The sequence below is a fragment of the Dyadobacter sp. CY323 genome (assembly GCF_021390245.1).
Taxonomy (GTDB): Bacteria; Bacteroidota; Bacteroidia; order Cytophagales; family Spirosomataceae; genus Dyadobacter.
In genome coordinates this window covers 23,150-42,562 of the sequence record NZ_JAJUXH010000013.1, presented here as the reverse complement: position 1 = coordinate 42,562, position 19,413 = coordinate 23,150, and the positions used below count along the sequence as shown (strand labels likewise).

At 50.3% G+C, this 19,413-nt stretch carries 11 protein-coding genes; all 11 read left to right on the top strand.

Translation table 11 applies throughout. The features are described from left to right. The first annotated feature begins 5 nt into the window (after positions 1-5). The 11 genes from LZG72_RS18875 (at position 6) to LZG72_RS18825 (ending at position 19,387) form a co-directional block, all read left to right on the top strand. Positions 6-1,847 carry a RagB/SusD family nutrient uptake outer membrane protein gene (locus tag LZG72_RS18875; RefSeq protein ID WP_233875991.1) on the top strand — a complete coding sequence of 614 codons (1,842 nt, stop codon included), beginning with the start codon at positions 6-8 and terminating at the stop codon, positions 1,845-1,847. Between the two features lie 29 nt (positions 1,848-1,876). Then, positions 1,877-4,873, top strand: a complete 2,997-nt coding sequence (locus LZG72_RS18870) for a SusC/RagA family TonB-linked outer membrane protein (protein ID WP_233875989.1) — start codon at positions 1,877-1,879, stop codon at positions 4,871-4,873. Between the two features lie 16 nt (positions 4,874-4,889). After that, positions 4,890-6,647 (top strand): RagB/SusD family nutrient uptake outer membrane protein, encoded by a 1,758-nt coding sequence (locus tag LZG72_RS18865; RefSeq protein WP_233875987.1) that lies wholly within the window; start codon positions 4,890-4,892, stop codon positions 6,645-6,647. Between the two features lie 37 nt (positions 6,648-6,684). Further along, positions 6,685-7,698 carry a DUF5627 domain-containing protein gene (locus LZG72_RS18860; protein ID WP_233875985.1) on the top strand — a complete coding sequence of 338 codons (1,014 nt, stop codon included), beginning with the start codon at positions 6,685-6,687 and terminating at the stop codon, positions 7,696-7,698. 33 nt (positions 7,699-7,731) lie between these two features. Then, on the top strand, positions 7,732-8,853 hold the full coding sequence (locus tag LZG72_RS18855) for a glycoside hydrolase family 99-like domain-containing protein (protein ID WP_233875983.1): 1,122 nt from the start codon (positions 7,732-7,734) through the stop codon (positions 8,851-8,853). Positions 8,854-8,889: 36 nt separating this feature from the next. Continuing rightward, a complete protein-coding gene (locus LZG72_RS18850; protein WP_233875981.1) occupies positions 8,890-9,876 on the top strand; it encodes a metallophosphoesterase in 987 nt (328 codons plus the stop codon). 19 nt (positions 9,877-9,895) lie between these two features. Then, positions 9,896-10,981 (top strand): glycoside hydrolase family 99-like domain-containing protein, encoded by a 1,086-nt coding sequence (locus tag LZG72_RS18845; protein ID WP_233875979.1) that lies wholly within the window; start codon positions 9,896-9,898, stop codon positions 10,979-10,981. A 285-nt stretch (positions 10,982-11,266) separates the two neighbouring features. Then, positions 11,267-14,362, top strand: a complete 3,096-nt coding sequence (locus tag LZG72_RS18840; RefSeq protein ID WP_233875977.1) for a TonB-dependent receptor — start codon at positions 11,267-11,269, stop codon at positions 14,360-14,362. Positions 14,363-14,365: 3 nt separating this feature from the next. Further along, positions 14,366-16,012: a RagB/SusD family nutrient uptake outer membrane protein gene (locus tag LZG72_RS18835; protein ID WP_233875975.1), complete on the top strand. Its 1,647-nt coding sequence runs from the start codon at positions 14,366-14,368 to the stop codon at positions 16,010-16,012. Positions 16,013-16,016: 4 nt separating this feature from the next. Continuing rightward, positions 16,017-17,777: a sulfatase gene (locus LZG72_RS18830; protein ID WP_233875973.1), complete on the top strand. Its 1,761-nt coding sequence runs from the start codon at positions 16,017-16,019 to the stop codon at positions 17,775-17,777. A 47-nt stretch (positions 17,778-17,824) separates the two neighbouring features. Continuing rightward, complete coding sequence (locus tag LZG72_RS18825) at positions 17,825-19,387, top strand: arylsulfatase (protein WP_233875971.1); 1,563 nt, start codon at positions 17,825-17,827, stop codon at positions 19,385-19,387. Positions 19,388-19,413: the final 26 nt, after the last annotated feature.

Genomic DNA, 19,413 nt, shown 5'->3' with positions numbered 1-19,413 from the left:
CGGATATGATCAGAAATATATTGAACAGATATAGCAAGGTGCTCGGCAGAGGTTTTTTTCTGGCCGTCTTGTTACTGTGTAGTTGCGAGGATTATCTGGATAGATCTCCACAGGCAACTATTACAGACACCGACGCGTTCGGGAGTTTTGTGAGCTTTCAGGGATTCGTCGAAGAATTATATGATTGTGTCATCGATGTGCACAAAGTGTTGGGAGGCAACCAGTACTATAATTTCAGTGCTTCCGACGAACTGCTATCGAATACGCCACTCATTTGGGACGATGGCAATTACTGGAACCAGGGTAACTTCCTTTATGGCGATAGCCCAAACTTCGCATACAGCACAAACCTGACCAGAATGCGCGTATGGCCATTTGCCTGGTACGGCATCAGGAAGGCGAACCTGGGGCTGAGCAAGCTCGATCTGCTGACGGACGCAACCGAAGAACAAAAGAATGTGATCAGAGGCCAGCTGCTTTTCTTCCGCGGTTTCCTGCATTTTGAACTGATGCGCTACTATGGCGGCCTTGCCTATGTCGACGAGGTGCTTTCATCCTCCGAAGAGCTGAAATTACCCCGACTGAAATACAATGAAACGGCGCTGAAAGTCGCGCAGGACCTCGAACAGGCCTCCGGATTGCTGCCGCTGAAATGGGATGACACGCAGGTCGGGAAAGCTACCCTTGGAAATAACGGACAACGCATCACCAAGATCCATGCGCTTTCTTTATTGGGTAAAAATCTGCTGTACGCAGCGAGTCCGATGATGAACGAATCGTCTACCGGAAGCAATACCTACGACATTGAATTGTGTAAACGCGCAGCCGAGGCTTTTGCACAGGTCATCAAGATATGCAGTGAGACCGGGACTTATAAACTGCAACCCTGGACTTCCTGGACCGACAATTTCTGGGTTTGGTCGCCAAGTAACCGCGACCGGCCGGGTGGTACGGAGGTAATCATGAACCCCACCATCATCATTCCAAGCTATGTAAGGTTTACGACAAACCGTACGAGTAACCCGGTTCAATACGGTGCCGGAAACAACCGTGTCGAAGTGCCGACCCATAATTTTATCAAAAACTACGGAATGGCGAACGGATTGCCGATCGACGATCCGGAGTCTGGTTTCAATCCCAACGATCCCTGGACAGGCCGTGATCCGCGCTTTTATGTCGATATCATTTACGACGGGGTAAGATTGGTGGACAATGCGTCAGCAGCCGCTGCCAAATCCAACGAATTCGCACAGCTTGACAACAATGGATTTCACCGCAACGGTACAACGGCGAGCGCAGGTGTGGCAGGCAGTGTAACAGGTTATTTTTACAAAAAATGGACACCGAAAGGCTGTAATCCGTGGGATAACCGCTGGGGCAACTTTCAGTCCTACCATCCGATCATACGGCTTGCGGATGTTTACCTGATGTATGCGGAGGCAGTTCTTAATGGCTGGGGTACTCCCGTGTCCAAATCGGACGCAATCGCACTCACCGCCATTGACGCGGTTAATGTGATCCGGAACAGGGCCCAACTGCCCAACCTGACCCCCAAGTACTCGGCCACCAAGGATGCATTCATGAAGCAGATCATTCGCGAACGCGCCGTCGAATTTGCCTTCGAGGGACACCGTTTCTTTGACCTTCGCCGCTGGAACATTTCCGGTAATCCTGAGTACCTGAACAAAACGGCCGTCGATTTTGACCGTGGCGCCAATGGAAAACCTTCGAACATCAAAGAACGGGTGGTCGTGACCAGGATTTTTGAAAAAAAGCACAACTGGCTGCCGTTCCAGTTGAAAGATGTGAAGCTGTATGAGGCCTTCCCGCAAAATCCGGGCTGGTAGTCCTTTGACCTCTTTAAAAGTAAATCTATATGAAGAAGATATATTGGTACCTGAGTTATATGTTAATGCTTTGGCCTGTCATGGCCGAGGCCCAGAAAATGCCAGCCGCGACGACGATGACCATTGAATCTGTGGTGGTGGATGAAAATGGCAGCCCCATAGCCGGCGCGCTCGTTTACGCAAATGAAGGAATTGCATCGACCAAAACAGATGCGCAGGGAAAGTTCATCCTTTTGACACCCGAGCTCAGCGACCTGCTCGTGGAGGCGCCGGGTTACGAGTCAGAGGTTTTCAGCGCGGATAAATACAGAAACCTGGAAACACTTCCGTTGAAGAAATCCCGGTTTCTGTATGGACAGAAAGATCTGGTAAACGTGGCGTTTGGGAAAGTAAAACAAGGTGACCTGGTGAATGCGGTAAGCATACTGGATCCGGTGGAGCTGAGGAAACTGGATAACACCCAGTCCGTCACATCCGCCATTACCGGGATGATCCCCGGCCTCATCGGGAGCACGAACCTGCGCGGGATAGGAGCGCCCCTGTTTGTGGTGGACGGACTTCCCCGTGATGTAAGTACGCTGAACCTGTCGGAGATTGAACAGATCACCGTTCTGAAAGACATCAACTCTGCGATTTTGTATGGTAACGATGCAGTGAATGGTGTGGTTCTCATCACAACGCGTCGCGGGCAGCCACTGAAAAAGCAGGTCAATGCCATTATGCATTACGGAATGTCGGCTCCCAGCGCATTGCCGGAATATCTTCCTTCCGCCCAATATATGGAGCTGTATAATGAGGCCAGGAAAAACGATGGCCTGGGAATCCAGTTTGCGCCCGAACTGATCGGGCAGTACCGGACCGGTAACAAGTACCGCTACCCAAGTGTTGATTATTACTCAGACGAATACCTGAAAAACGTGAGACCATTTTCACGGGCGATGGTGGACTTTTCGGGTGGGAATCATGTCGCTTCTTACTATACCAATGTAGGATGGTCGCAAACAGGCAGCCTGTACAACTTTGGAGAAGGCAAATCCCTTAAATCCAATGTTTTCAATGTGCGTGGAAACATCGACCTCAAAGTCAACCGGTGGATTAAAAGCGCAATGGATGCAGTGGTAGTCCTGAACAATGCGAATAGCCCGGCAGGAGATTACTTCACGAATGCAGCAACACTCCGTCCGCATTTGTTTTCGCCGCTGCTTCCTATTTCTATGATCGATCCTGAAAATGGAATTTTGCAAGGCCGTAAAAATGATATCAATGACACCTACCTGCTGGGAGGCGCGAATAATTATCTGACCAATCCCATTGCTTCGAGCTATTCCGGCGGAACCAATCGCCGCGTGCAGCGCAATTTTTCATTCAATAACAGAATCGACTTTGATCTGGGCAGATCTGTAAAAGGATTGGCTTTCCATACCAACCTCAGCTTTGATTACCTCACCCTTTACGATCAATCTATCAGCAATACCTACGCGGTGTATGCGCCGATTTGGTCTCCAACTGAGGACAAGATTACCGGCCTTACCAAGTTCGGGGAGGATGTACGGACGGGTACCCAAAATGTGGGCAATGCGTCGTACCGCCGCCGGATCGGTTTCTACGGAATGCTTGACTACGACCGTACCTTTAATGAAGAACATCATTTTAGCGGGTCGCTGCTTGCTTTTGCAACCAACGATAAAGTTCAGAGTGACTGGCAGGGATCGAAAAATGCAAACCTGGGTTTGAGAATCGCCTATGGATTCAGAAATAAGTATCTGGTCGATTTCAGCGGCGCTTACGTCAATTCCGTAAAATTGCCAGAGGGCAACCGTACGGCATTCTCACCTTCGCTGGGTGTGGCGTGGGTGCTGAGTTCGGAAGAATTTATGTCATCCGCGTCATTTGTTGACTATCTGAAAGTTCGCTTGTCGGCAGGATCAATGAACTCGGACTATGGCATTACCGGCGTTTACAACTACGACGAGCGCTATGGCGGTTCCGGGAGCTACACGTGGTACGAGGGTACGAGATCACGGGCTGGTGTGGTACCTGTAAATGGAGGAAACCCGAACCTGGCATTTGAAAAGCGCAACGAGATCAATTTCGGGGTAGAAAGCGTGTTGTTCAAAAACAGGTTGTCGGTCAATGCAAATGTGTTCACCAGTGCCTATTCCGATCAGATCACAAGGCCACAGACACTCTATCCAAACTATTTCAGTACGTTTATACCATATCGTAATTTTGAGAGAACGACCTATCGTGGTGTCGACCTGGGCCTTTCTTACCGCGAACGCTGGGGCGATTTTTCGTTGACCTTCGGGGCCAATATGCTGCTTGCAGGATCAAAAGTAACTAAGAAGGATGAGCTGTATGCTGTGAGCACCCGCAATCGGACCGGGCATCCGGTGGACGCCATGTTCGGTATGGAGTCCGAAGGGCTGTTTGCCAGCACCGCAGACATTGAAGGCCATGCCTTGCAGGCATTTGGAACGGTGAAACCCGGTGATATCAAATACAAAGACCAGAATGGGGACGGTATCGTCGACGCCAATGACGAGGTACGCATCGGACGTTCGCTGGCACCTTTTTCTTATGGTTTGAATGTCCGGCTTTCCTATAAAAACCTGAGCCTGTTCGCTCGTGGCAATGGCCGCGCGGGATCGGACGGAATGTTGTCCAACAATTATTTCTGGGTAGATGGGGACGATAAATATTCGGCCTTTATTCTGGACCGGTGGACAGAAGCAACGGCAGCTACCGCCACATTGCCAAGGTTGAGCTCGATTGCGAATACCAACAATTACAGAGGTTCAAGTTTCTGGCTTTACCGCGACAACTTCTTTACCGTGGACCGTGTGCAGCTTACCTATGAGTTTCCCGACGCACTTGCCGGCAAGCTGAAAATGAAAAGACTCTCCGTCTTCGCCGACGCGTCCAACCTCGTGATGCTGTCGAAAGTGAGACATATCAAAGAGCTGAACATCGGTGCTGAGCCTCAGTTCCGCTCGTATTCACTGGGCCTTAATGTCTCATTCTAAATACACCCGAAAAATCATGAGATTATCGATCAATCATATATTGTTTTTGATTTTTGCCGGCGCCATGGCAGGTTGTACGCTGCTTGAACCTGTCGATGACAACCATAGTACCCTCGCGCGGGTTTACGCAGACCCAGCTTATGCTGAGGGTATTTTAATGAACGCGTATGCCAAAATTCCAACCAACAACCTCATCTTCAATGAGGTAGCAACGGATGACGCCGTCAGTAACAACAAGCTCAACGATTACCTGAGAATGGCCACCGGCCAATGGTCGGCGCTTTACAATCCGGTAGACCAGTGGAGCAATTGCATTTCTGGGATCCAGACCGTGAACCAGTTCACTACCCTGATCGACACCGTCAACTGGAAAGGTTCGGTACCTGAACTGAACTGGTTGTACACGCAACGTTTTAAGGGCGAGGCATTTGCGCTCCGGGCGCTGCTTCAGTATCATTTGCTGGTTGCAGTGGCAGGTCCGGGAGCGGATGGCCAAATGCTCGGCATCCCGTTGTATGATCAATTTCTGGATGTAAATGCGAATTTCAATATTCCCAGGGCAACTTTCGCACAATCTGTTGAACGCATTTATTCCGATATCGATCAGGCGCTGAACTACCTGACTATGAACGATTACATCAATGTCACGAGTGCAAGCCAGCTTCCTGCCGGGTACGATAAGGTGGCTGTTACAAACTACAATATCGTTTTTGGCGCAGAGCTCAACCAGCGGATCAGCGCCAGAGTGGTAAAAGCGCTGAGAGCAAGAGTGGCGCTGCTGGCCGCGAGCCCGGCTTTTAATACGGATCAGACTAAATGGGCAGACGCAGCCAATTATGCGGGCGCAGTCATTGAAAGCATTGGAGGAATATCCGGCCTGGACCCGAACGGGAACCGGTTTTATCAGAAATCACTGGTGGATGTACTGAATGTTTCGGCCGCCGCCCCCATTGACCAAAAGGAAATTTTGTGGCGCAGATCGGTGGTGGCCAGCAATACCCGCGAGGCCGCCAATTTTCCTCCCTCACTTTTTGGTAAAGGAAATGTGAACCCGACACAGAACCTGGTAGATGCATTTCCTGCGCTTAACGGATACCCGATCTCAAATCCAGCAAGTTTGTTTGATCCCTCCAATCCCTATGCGAACCGCGATCCCCGGCTGCGCCAGTACATCATCTATAATGGGAATACAATTTCCGGGAACGCCATTAAAACGCAGGTTGGAGGTGGTGTGAACGCGAAGGATTCCATTGAGTCTTCGACGCGCACCGGTTACTATCTCAAAAAGTTGCTTGTGGAAGAAGTCAATCTGAACCCGGTTTCGACTACTACCCAGAAACATTACGAGACACATATGCGCTACACGGAGATGTTCCTGATCTATGCCGAGGCAGCCAATGAAGCCTGGGGGCCAACCGGAGCGGGAACGTGGGGCTTTTCTGCCAGGGATGTTGTTGCAGCGATACGTGCCCGCGCCGGCATACCCAAAGCCGATCCGTACCTGGCCACGATCAACTCCAAAGAAGCAATGAGAGAGCTGATCCGCAACGAACGCCGCCTCGAACTATGCTTTGAGGGATTCCGGTTCTGGGACTTGCGCCGCTGGAAAAGCAACCTCACCGAACCAGCCAGGGGCGTCAACATCCGCAATGGAATTTACACCGTCGTGGATGTGGAGCCACGTGCCTTCAACAATGATTACATGCATTATGGCCCCATACCGCAGACAGAACTCGTAAAATATCCGGCTATTCTTCAAAACAAAGGATGGTGACGTCCCGCGTACTGACGACAATCAAATCATTTTTACTATGAAAAAGATATCATTCCTACTGGTTCTTCTGGCGATCATGACAGGGTGCAAAAACCAGGAGATCGAATTCCCCGACTTTGAATACACCACTGGTTATTTCCCATATCAATATCCGATCCGGACACTCGTGCTGGGTGACTATATTTACGATAATACGAACGACAATGCCCACAAATTTCAGATTTCAGCAGCGATGGGCGGCGTTTACAAGAACGATAAGGACCGGATCTTTACCATTGAAGTCGACAACAGCCTTTGTAATCAGGCCCGGTTCGCTTCTACCGGTCAACCCATGTACCCGCTTCCCGAAAAATATTACAAACTGAGCGCAGCCAATCAGCTGATCATTCCGGCGGGAGAATTCAATGGCAGTATCGAAGTGCAGTTATCCGACGATTTTTTTGATGATACACTGGCCAGCAGGCTGGCGTACGTATTGCCGGTCCGCATCAAGGAAGTCGCGAATCTCGACTCGTTGCTCAGAGGTAAATCAACCATGGAGCGTCCGGATCCGAGGATTGTTGCCAACTGGGAAGTGGTGCCAAAAGACTTTACCATGTTTGCCGTCAAATATGTGAACCCTTTTCATGGTAGCTATTTTCACCGGGGAAGAAGTACCATCGATTCGGCGGGCAAAGCACTGGAAACCAATGTGTACCGTCAGCAGTACGTAGAAAAAGACGAAGTATGGACATTGAATACGAAGGCTAAAAATAAGGTTGCGGTAGACGGGGTAATCCGTTCCAAAGGCATGACCGGAGCCCTGCGTATGCTTCTGACTTTCAATGGAGACAATTGTACCGTCCAGGGTACAGCGGGCACTTCGGGAGTAATTACGGGCACCGGCAAATTCCTCGACGATGCGGATAACTGGGGCAATAAAAAGCGTGATGCCATCCATTTGACCTATGAATTCAGCGAAGCAGGCAAGAAATACACGGCCACCGATACGCTGGTCGTAAGAGACCGGGGAGTGGTCATGGAGCTGTTCACACCTTTAATTTCCCAATAACGATTCCCCGGAACGCAGATTAGTAATTATTCTATGAAAAAATCACTTTTGAGCAGCTTTTCGGCTGCGCTGGTTATCTTGTTTTGTTTAGACCTGCCGGCAATGGCCCAGTCTGCCGGGAAGCCGGTTAAAGTTGGCGCCTATTATTACGACGGCTGGGGAGGCAAGAACGCCAAGGCAGACGATCCCACGCAACCCTGGGCGAAGAATGCGCCCCGCCAGGTTACCAAAAGAATGCTGGACGAGTTCCCGGACCGCGAGCCTGTCTGGGGCTGGCGAAATGACTCTCAGGAGATCATGGAACGCCAAATCGACCTGGCTGCGGACAATGGTGTGGAGTTCTTCCTTTTCTGCTGGTACTGGCGAGATACACAGGGGCCGATCAATCTTGAAGCCATTGCAAAACTTCCCGGCCACGAAAGCATGAACCGGTACCTCAAAGCAAAAAACAAGAACAGGATCAAATTTGCCTTATTGGTAGCCAATCATCAGGGGGCTGAAATAGTCGGTCCCGATAACTGGGAAAAGGCAACCGGGCACTGGATGCAGTATTTCAACGATCCGCAGTATATGCAGGTGAATGGGAAGCCGATGGTGGTTATTTTTAATTCAAAAGGAATAGAAAATGAGTCGCTTGCAAAAATGCAGGAAGTGTCAAAAAAGCAGGGCTTGAAGCAGGGACTGACCATCGCGGGATGCGGGAATACCGAGGGTAAGAACTTCGAGGTTACCACGCATTACAATGTAGTGCCGGGTTATTCGTCTGGTCACGAAGAACATAAATACGAGGAACTCGCAAATGCGCAACGCGCCAAATGGCAGGGCACAAGCCAGCAGCCTTACATTCCTACCGTGATTGCGGGGTGGGATAAACGTCCCTGGGAAGATGCCGGCGGAAACGGAAAAGGAGGGGCAAAGCAGGGCTGGTATTACACCGGACGTACGCCGGGCCAGTTCAAAACCTTTCTTCAGGACGCGGTGCGATGGATGGATGAACATCCCGACCAGACTGTTCCCGAGCGCCTGCTGCTCATTTATGCCTGGAACGAACTGGGAGAGGGCGGGTATCTGGTCCCCACGAAAGGTGATCCGAAAGCACAGTATCTGAAAGTTGTGAAAGAGGTGGTAAAGGATCAGAAAAAGAAAGTCAAATAGCTCACTGAATATTGCACCTGTTTATCCTGATCTAAAATGAAGCAAATAAAAAAAGCATTTCTCCTGCCCCTGCTCGGCGTTGCGCTGGCTTTTCCGGGCACGGCCCAAAAATTCACGATACCTGTTTTTCCCGACACCCAGAGCGAGGTTGGCGGTAACCACAGGATGTTCGACAGCCGGATCAAATGGGTGGTGGATCACAAAGATTCCCTTCACATTCCCATGGTCCTGCACGTGGGCGACCTCGTCAATTTTGATAATTATGACCATTACGAGGTTGCCAGCAAAGGATATGAGGCATTTGACGAGAATCACATTCCATATGCCATCGCGCTCGGTAATCACGATACGGAGGCGGTCGGTTTCAACAGCGGCAGCGCGGCCCCGGGTAATGTGAACCAAAATCTGCGGAAGACTGAAAAATTCAACTCCTATTTCCCTGTGAGCCGTTTTTCGAATCAGCGGGGAAGATATGAGGCCGGAAAAAGTGACAATGCGTATTATACATTCAAGGTCGGTGACACGAACTGGCTGGTGATCAGCCTGGAATTCTGTCCGCGGATGGGCCCGATCAACTGGGCCGGGGATGTAGTAAAAGCGTTTTTTAATTACAACGTGATCATCATCACCCATTATCACCTCACACCCAAAGGTGAAGTTGCCTCCAGCACTGCAGGTTACGGAGATTTCAGCCCTCAGGTGGTGTTTGACAGGTTAATAAAAAAATATTCAAACATCCGCTTTGTGCTCAGCGGCCACGTGATGAGCTCGGCATTGAAAGTGGACAAGGGTGAAAAAGGTAACACTGTGTACCAGATCCTGCAAAACTATCAGAACGAAGATCTTGGCGGCGGGTACATCCGGTTACTGTCTTTTGATATTGACAAGAAGACGGTAACAGCCAGTATGTATTCTCCCTTTTATAAAAAGACGAAGGAGGACTCGTCCAAATTTGGCATTGAAGGGATTGATTTCATCAAACAATCGGAAGACCGATCCCGGACTAAACCTGCGGATAAATAACCATCACAAAACACCGGACATGAAATTCCTAAACCTCTTTACTTTCTGTTTTCTAACTACGCTGATCCTGGACGGAGGAGGCGCGACTTTTGCACAAAAAGGGAAAAATAAAATCGGCGCTTACTACTTTGATGGATGGAGCGGTACGACGTTTCACATTACCAAAGACCTGGAAGCCAATTATCCCGATCGGGAGCCAGTCTGGGGCTGGGTGACCAGCACGCAGAATATTGTGGATGAGCAGATTGCGCTCGCCGCAGATGCGGGTCTTTCTTTTTTTAGTTTTTGCTGGTATCACCGAAACGGTAAAACCGTGGAAGAACTGCCGGAAAACAGGGCAATCTCGTTCTATAAATCTTCCAAAAATGTGAAGAAGCTTGAATATTGTCTTTTGGTGGCTAACCATGGCGGCTTCGACGTGGGGCCGGAGAACTGGGACAAGCTCACCAAAATATGGTTGGAGGAATTTAAAAATCCCCAGTACCTGAAAGTGGATAAAAAGCCACTGCTGATTTTCTTTGAAAGCGCATCGTTACTCAAAAACTTTGGCTCCGGCCTGGCGGTGAGCGAGGCATTTGAAAAGCTCAGGAAGAGTGCCAGGGAGGCCGGATTAGCAGGTGCTACGATTGCCGTTTGTGCAGGTTCTGCCGACGGCATTGCGAAGGCCGAAGAGGCCGGGGCGGATGTCATTACAGGTTATAATTACCACAGTGTCGGTTTTATCGGGAAAGATCAGGCCATTCCGATCGACACTTTGCAAGCTGCCGAGCAGCGGCTTTGGACCAAACTGGGTAGCTCCGTGAAGAAACCGTACATTCCGGTATCCACCATGGGTTGGGATCCACGGCCCTGGTCCAACGACAAAAACAAATATCAGGAGCGTCCATACTTCACCGGATTTTCTGCCAAATCGGCCGAAGCGTCTGTCAGGGGCCTGATCAACTGGATGAATGCGAACCCAAACCGCATGACCGCAGAGCGGATAGGCTTGCTCTATGCCTGGAACGAAAATGGGGAAGGAGCGTGGCTCACCCCCGGTAAAACCGGATTAAACCCATTGGACGGCCTGAAAGCAGCTTTTAAAAAGAGGAGCAGGGGCAAGTAACCTGGAATATACTTGTTGTGACAAACCCTTACCCTTCGCATTAAAGAAATTATTGATCTTCAAATGGTATGCGGCCATCGTTCGCCGCATACTTATCAAGCCTGATATGCCCATCAGGCTCATTATCAGCATATACCAGGTAGCATCACGTTACTTTTGATGCATTTGAAACTGATCTGATCCAGGTCAGCCTGCCGGATTATCTCAGCCAAACCTTTTTTTGTCTTTCGTTAGTCTCTATTTTCTATATATTTGCTAGACTAACTAGTATTAATTGTTTAACCCATGTGTCTACATTTTAGATCAAAATTATTTACCCTGAAAAGACAGGCGGCCAGCCTGCTGCTCGGGGCCGCCCTCACATTTGCTTTCGTCCTGGCCACCGGTGTCGCTTATGCACGCCAAACGGTCAGCGGCAAGATCATCGACGAAAAAGGGGAGGGTATCCCTGGCGTGAGCATCCTTCTGAAAGGAACAGGCCAGGGAACCTCATCAAACGGCGATGGTACTTTTACATTAGATGGCCTGGATGCAAGCTCCACCCTGATCTTCTCATTTGTCGGGTACGTTACCCAGGAAATTGTGGTCGGAAACAGAAGTAATCTGGATGTTACGCTTGTTTCTGATCAGCGGTTACTCAAAGAGCTCGTGGTTGTCGGTTACGGGGAACAAAAGAAGGTAAACGTGATCGGGTCTGTTTCGCAGATCGGCTCGGATGCCATTGAAAACCGGCCGGTGACGCAGGTTGCACATGCCATCACAGGCCAAATGCCCGGGGTTACCGTAACAGTAGGTTCGGGCCGCCCGGGAGCAAACCAAGGTACCATACGTGTACGGGGTGTGGGTTCTTTCGGCGCCACTCCTGATGCATTGGTTTTGGTGGACGGAATTCCGGGGACGCTCAATGACATCAGTCCGGATGACATTCAGTCTATTTCTGTTTTGAAAGACGCTTCCTCAGCCGCCATTTACGGTGCGCGGTCGGCCAATGGAGTGATCCTGGTGACGACTAAAAACGGGGGGCCGGGCAAAGCAAAGATTAGTTACAATGGATATGTCGGTTTCAACAAAGCGACGAAGCTGCCGGACTTCCTGAATTCCTGGGAATATGCGGAAATGTTCAATATCGCGTCCGGGACCAAAACCTATTCTGCGGAAGATATTGAGAAATACCGCTCGCAAAGTGACCCGGACAATTTTCCCAACACCAAATTTCTGGATAAACTTTTCTCGGAAAACGGCATCCAGACGGGCCATACCATTAGCATTAATGGAGGCAATGAGCGTGCAAAATACTTTTTGTCGGGTGGTTATATCAATCAAAAAGGGATTATTCCAAAGAATGATTTCAGCCGGTACAACGTCCGCCTGAACCTGGAAAATGAACTGGGCAAGAACTTCAGGTTAACAACAAGAATCGGTGCCTCGTCGCAGCAGCGTAACGAACCGCAGGCTACGGGCAACAAAGGCGGTGAACTTACGGATCAGTTGATTCAAAATGCGGTTAGGTACCCGGCCGTCTATCTGGGCCAGGCTTCGAATGGGGACTTTGGCGTAGGGCCGGAGAGCGGTGGTACTCCTGTTTCGTGGATCGCGTCTTCTTCTTATTTCAAAAACCCGCAAAACCGGTTGTCGACAAACATGAAATTGAACTGGCAACCGCTGGAAGGCCTGAACTTCTCAGCGATAGGCGGGTACAATTTTGCATTGCTGGAGCGCGTATCCTACAATGCTTCCCAGCGCCTCAATGCAAACTTCAACCTGGCACAGTCTACCCTGAACCAGGACCGGAACAAGGAAATTTATAAAACCCTGCAGTTTATCGGAGAGTATTCGAAAACCTTCCGGAGAAACACGGTGGATTTTCTGCTGGGTTATTCTTTTGAGAATGAGCAGAGCGATTATATGTCGGGTTTCCGGCAGTCCTTCCCAAGCAACGATTACACGGCCATTGACATGGGCGGCGCGGACAATCAGCAGGTAAACGGGTATGCCGAGCAGTGGGCGATCCAGTCGTATTTCGGACGTCTGAAATTTAACAGAGATGATAAATACCTGTTTGAAGCTACCCTGCGCTACGACGGTTCCTCGCGTTTTCCCGACAATAATAAATATGCTGTATTTCCCTCCCTGGCTGCCGGCTGGAGACTTTCGGAGGAGCAATTCCTGAAAAGCGCTACCTGGTTATCAAACCTTAAACTGAAAGCATCCTGGGGTATTTTAGGTAATCAGAACATCGGTAACTACCCGTATCAGACGGTACTTAATTCAGGCAGAAATTATCCGTTCGGAAACGCGATCACCACCGGAGCGGCTTATTCGACTTATAAAGACGCCAACATTAAATGGGAGTCGACGGAAACGACGGATGTGGGGATCGAAACTGAGTTTTTCAACAGAAAACTGGGCTTCAATGTCACTTACTTCAATCGCAATACCACTGACATTCTTTTTAAACCTTCCGCAAGCGTTTCGACCGTTTTGGGTGTCGCGATAAGTGAAACCAATACCGGGGAGGCGCAGAACAAAGGCTGGGAGTTTGACGGATACTACCGGAACCACATCGGAAAGCTGAACTACTCGATCAGCAGCAACCTTTCGATCATTCAGAATAAAGTGGTCTCCCTGGGACTTGGCAACGTACAGCAGCCCAATGGGTTGGTCGGAAATGGCTCGACGCTTTTCAATGGCTACCCCATGGAAATGTACTATGGTTACCTGTCCGACGGTGTGTTCCAGGATAAACAGGATGTAGATCAATGGCCCAACCAGACCTCCATTACTCCCGGTGCGCAAGCCGGCGACATCCGTTACCGCGACATCAGCGGGCCTAATGGAGTACCCGACGGAAAGGTCGACGCGACTTACGACAGGACTTACCTGGGCAGCCGGATCCCCAAATACACGTACAGTTTCAACCTGGATTTGAAATACAAAGCATTTGACTTTTCGGTCTTCCTGCAGGGAACGGGCGGAGTGCAAGGACAGCTGAACAACTATGCCGGTGTCGCGTTTTTTAACCAGGGAAATATTCAACGCTGGCAAATGGAGGAGAGATTCGACCCTGCCAACCCGCAGCGTTACCCCGCATACCCCCGGCTGGAAGTGGTCACCAACAGCGGTACACCCAACACGTTACAATCCGATTTCTGGGTACTTAATGCATCCTATCTCCGTGTGAAAAACGTGCAGCTCGGCTACACCATGCCCGCAGCTATTCTCAGCAAGGTCAAGATCGACCGGGTAAGATGGTATGTGAGCATTGAAAACCCGATCACATGGAGCAAATACAGACAAGGCTGGGACCCCGAGGTCAATACCACCGGAGCGTATTACCCCATCTTATCCACTTATACATTCGGTTGCAATATCAAATTCTAAGTCATGAATATTTTAAAATACATATCACGTAAATCAATCCTGGCATTCATCCCGTTGTCGCTGCTTTCCTGCGATGATCAACTGCAGCAATTCCCGACCAATGCATTTGCCAAAGACGTGTTCTGGACATCCGAGTCCAATGCGATGATCGCCTTGTCGGGCATGTACCGGGGCGGCATTACCTATGGTACCAATACGGTCCCCAACGATTGGTGGAGCTATTTCGGGAGTGTTTTCCTGGAATTTGCAACCGATAATGCATACGACCGCCGCGGCGATAATTCGACGTTTAACAAACTCACCGACGGTACCCTCACGGCCAATAACAACGTGATACAAGGGTACTGGGTAGGTTCCTACAACCGGATCGCGATTACCAACGATTTTATCGAAAACATTGGAAAGGTGCCTGCCACCGAAGCGACCATTCGCCGCCTCACGGCCGAAGCCAGGTTCCTGCGGGCAACCCAGTATTTCTACATGTCACAACATTGGGGGGCAGTTCCTTTGGTCACCAAAACGTTGACTCCCGATGAGGCCAATCATGTAGAAAAAGCGCCAAAAGCTGCCATTGTCCAGTTTGTGGTGGATGAACTTACTGCTGCGGCCAGCGATCTGCCGGGCCAGAAATCCCTGGCTGCCAGCGAAATCGGACGGGCGAGCAAGCAGGCTGCGCTCGCATTTCTGGGACGCATGTACCTAAGTGAAAAACGGTTCGCGGATGCAGCGGCTACGTACAAGCAGATCATCGACCTGGGCGAGAATATCATCGATCCCGACTATGCAGGCCTGTTTAATACAGCCAATGAAAACAGTAAGGAGATTATTTTCAGTCTTCAGCACGTGGCAGGGCAGGCGCCCAATGCGATGCCGCAGCATGCGTATCCCGCCATCAACGGTGGCTGGCATATTATTAATCCGCTCGGAAGCCTGGCCGATGATTATGGGTTTGACGATGGGACTGCATTCTCGCTGAGCAGTCCGAAATACAATCCAAAGGATATGGGCGCCAATCGGGATCCCCGTTTCCGTTACACGTTTCTTTGGGACGGGACAACATTTGGCGGCCGGAAGTATGTGTGCCACCCCGATTCCGCCAGTTCAGTCGACCAGCTGACGTATTCGAAACAGGCGACGCGTACCGGATACGGACTGCGTAAATTTTTCAGTGACTCGTTTACCGGAAGCCTTACCGCCGACTACGGGGGCAATCTCCCGGTGATCCGGTACGCCGAAGTACTGCTGAGCTACCTGGAAGCGCAACTGGAAGCGGGTACGCCCATTACCCAGGCACTTTTGGATCAAACCATTAATGCAGTGCGCGGCAGAGCGTCTGTCAATTTACCCCGGATCACTGAGACAAATGCAGCAGCCCTCCGCCCGATTCTTCGCCGGGAACGCCGGATCGAAATGGCTTTTGAGGGAACACGTTTGTGGGACTTACTGCGCTGGGGTGTCGCCGACCAGGCACTGGCCGGTGATTTCTGGGGAGCCGCATTCCCTGATTCCAAACGATACGCCACTACCTCGAAAAAGATCGACCCCGCATTCCGCTGGTATGTGACCTCGAAAAAATTCAGAAAAGGAACCGATGAAACCTGGCCCATTCCTGAAACGGAGGTGAATGTGAACCCTAATCTGGCCAAATAATTTTATGAAAATCAATAAAAATAATGCAGCGGGCTTCTGGGTCGCAGGTCTGATCGGGGCATTTGGGTTGGGCGCAGTTGTGCCTGCCATTATCCCACAGGTGTTTCAAAACAATGTACCGGCGGTGCAGCAGGAGTATATCAAAGCCTACGGCAAACAGGCGCCGGTGGTGCCGAATGTGACCAATCAGCTCAATATTCTGTACATCACCAGCGACCAGCACCACTGGCTGCGGATGGGCTACAATGATCCGAACATTAAAACGCCTAATCTGGACCGGCTGGCCAGATCGGGCAGTATTTTCGACCGCGCCTATACCGTAAATCCGGTGTGTACACCCACCCGCGCATCCATGATCACGGGCATGTACCCGTCGCAGCATGGTGCGTATGCGTTGGGTACCAAATTGCCGGAAACGATCCCGACGGTCGCCAATTACCTCCATGAGGTCGGCTATTCTTCGGCACTGATAGGCAAGGCGCATTTTATGCCTCTGGCCGGGAATGCTACCTATCCTTCTTTGGAAGCATATCCGGTTTTGCAGGACCTGGAATTCTGGAAAAAATACCACGGGCCTTTTTACGGTTTCGAACATGCAGAACTGGCAAGACCTCATGGGGACGAAGCCCATGTGGGACAGCATTATGCAATCTGGATGGAGCGCAAACTCAAAAGCGAAGGCAAAGATCCCAAAAGCTGGAAAAGCTGGTTCAGGAAGCCCGAGAAGGGAAAGTCTGAGGAGGCGAATGCACGGATGCGGGAGATTATGGAAGAAAATGCAGCCATCGGCGAGGCGCAGTACGGCGCCTGGAACATTCCGGAACCTTATCACCTCAACGCCTGGATCGCCGAGCAGACCAACGGGCAAATTGACGCGGCTGTGAAACGGAATAAACCCTTTTTCATCTGGGCCAGCTTTTTTGACCCGCACCCGCCGTACCTGGTACCCGAACCCTGGGCGTCCATGTACAAACCCGAGGATATGGTGCTGCCCAAAGTCCCGGCGGATGATCTGGACGATATGCCCTACCATTACCGGATGACCCAGTCGGGTCCGACAGGCTGGGGGAAGGAATTTATCGAAGATGGTTTTGCGGTGCACGGTTTTACACGTCATGAAAAAGATGTGAACAAACAGAAAAAGGACATGGCGCTCTATTACGGCATGATTTCGATGATGGATAAATATATTGGCAAAATACTCGACCATCTTGAGCAATCCGGGCAGCTGGATAATACCATGATTGTGTTTACCACAGATCACGGGCACCATATCGGCACGCACAATTTGTCGGCCAAAGGAGGTTTTGCAATGGAAGAAGATCTTCGGATACCATTTATTGTTTCCTGGAAAAACAAAGTGCCGGCGGGCAAAAGAAACAATGCATTGATTTCCGTCGTGGACTTTGCACCATCGTTTCTGACACTGGCCGGACGCGAAAAGCCGCTCACCATGACGGGCGTGGATGTATCACCGCTTTGGCTGGGTAAAACGGAGAAAGTAAGAGATTGGGTTATTGCGGAAAATCATTTTCAGCGTACCAAATTTTACCAAAAAACCTATATTGAAAGCCGGTACAAGATCACCTGGTATATGAATACGAATGAAGGAGAGCTGTTCGACCTCGAATCGGATCCGCATGAATTCAAAAATCTTTGGCAGGATAAAAAACACCAGGAACTGAAACTGCAGATGATGCAGCGCGCTATGCAGGCCGATATGGCCAAAGAAAGCTGCTGGATGCCGCGGGTAGGGCCCGCCTAGGTGATTTGAGATCACTTTTCAGCGATATTTACATTTTTAAATTTCTTATGATAAAAAATAAAACAAAACAGCGGATCGGATTGAGCTTATCGCTGGTAATGCTGATCCTCGCGACTGGCTGGCAATTTTCTTCCAGAGAAAAAAAGGCTTCACCGCCAAACATCATCCTGATCAACCTCGACGACCTGGGCTATGGGGACGTGGGAGCTTATGGTGCGACGGCATTGAAAACACCGAATATGGATCGCCTCGCCAATGGCGGGATACGGTTTACAAATGGGTATGCCACTTCGTCGACCTGCACGCCCAGCCGGTTTGCATTGGTGACGGGCGTTTATCCGTGGCGCAACAAAGACGCCAAAATCCTGCCAGGAACAGCGCCTTTATTGATCGACACAAAGCAGGAAACAATTCCAAGGGTTTTGAAAAAAGCGGGATATGCTACGGGCGTGGTCGGGAAATGGCATATGGGCCTGGGCGACGGCAATACCGACTGGAACAAAGAGATCAAGCCGGGCCCAAACGAGCTGGGATTCGACTATTCCTACATCATGGCCGCCACCCAGGACCGCGTACCGACTGTTTACATTGAAAATAATTCCGTAGTCGGCCGCGACCCGAATGATCCCATTCAGGTGAGCTACGACAAGAATTTCGAGGGTGAACCCACAGGAAAGGAAAACCCGGAGCTTTTGAAAATGAAATGGCACCATGGCCACGACCAGAGTATCGTCAACGGCATTTCGCGCATTGGGTATATGAAAGGCGGAAAAAAGGCGAAGTGGATCGACGAAGAGATGTCGGATGTGTTTTTAACAAAAGCGCAGCGGTTCATCTCCGATCATAAAAGCAAGCCGTTTTTCCTCTATTATGCATTGCAGCAGCCGCACGTACCTCGCACGCCCAACCCGCGTTTTGTAGGAACTACCGGAATGGGGCCACGCGGCGACGCCATCGCCGAGGCCGACTGGTCGATCGGGGAATTGATCAAATCATTGGAAAAAGAGTCCATTTTAGAAAACACATTAATCATCTTCACCAGCGACAATGGCCCGGTGGTCAACGACGGGTATCACGATGAGGCAGTGGAAAAACTTGGCAAGCATACCCCGGCCGGGCCTTTGCGCGGCGGGAAATACAGCTTGTTCGAAGCAGGCTTCCGGGTACCATTTGTGACGTATTGGAAAGGTACGATCAAACCGGCCGTGTCCGACGCGGTGGTTTGTCAGCTGGATTTGCTGAGTTCGCTGGCGCATTTGGCCGGTCAGGAAGTGAAAGGCCTGGACAGCCAAAATTACCTCGATGTATTTTTAGGTAAAAGCAAAAAAGGGAGAAATGAGCTGATCCTCGAAGCCAGCTCGCGTACTGCATTGCGTCAGGGCGACTGGGTGCTCATTCCGCCCTACAATGGTCCGGCTGTGAATAAAGCAGTCAACATCGAGTTGGGGAATTCGAAAGAGTACCAGTTATATAATGTCAAAACCGACATCGGACAGCGTACTAATCTGGCGCAATCGCAGCCCGAGAAACTGAAACAATTGACCGCTACGTACGATCAGTTGCTGAAAGGTTATTCCAAAGCAGAAACCGGGACGATCAAACTGGAATGATGTCTGACGCAGCTTTCTTTCACGGG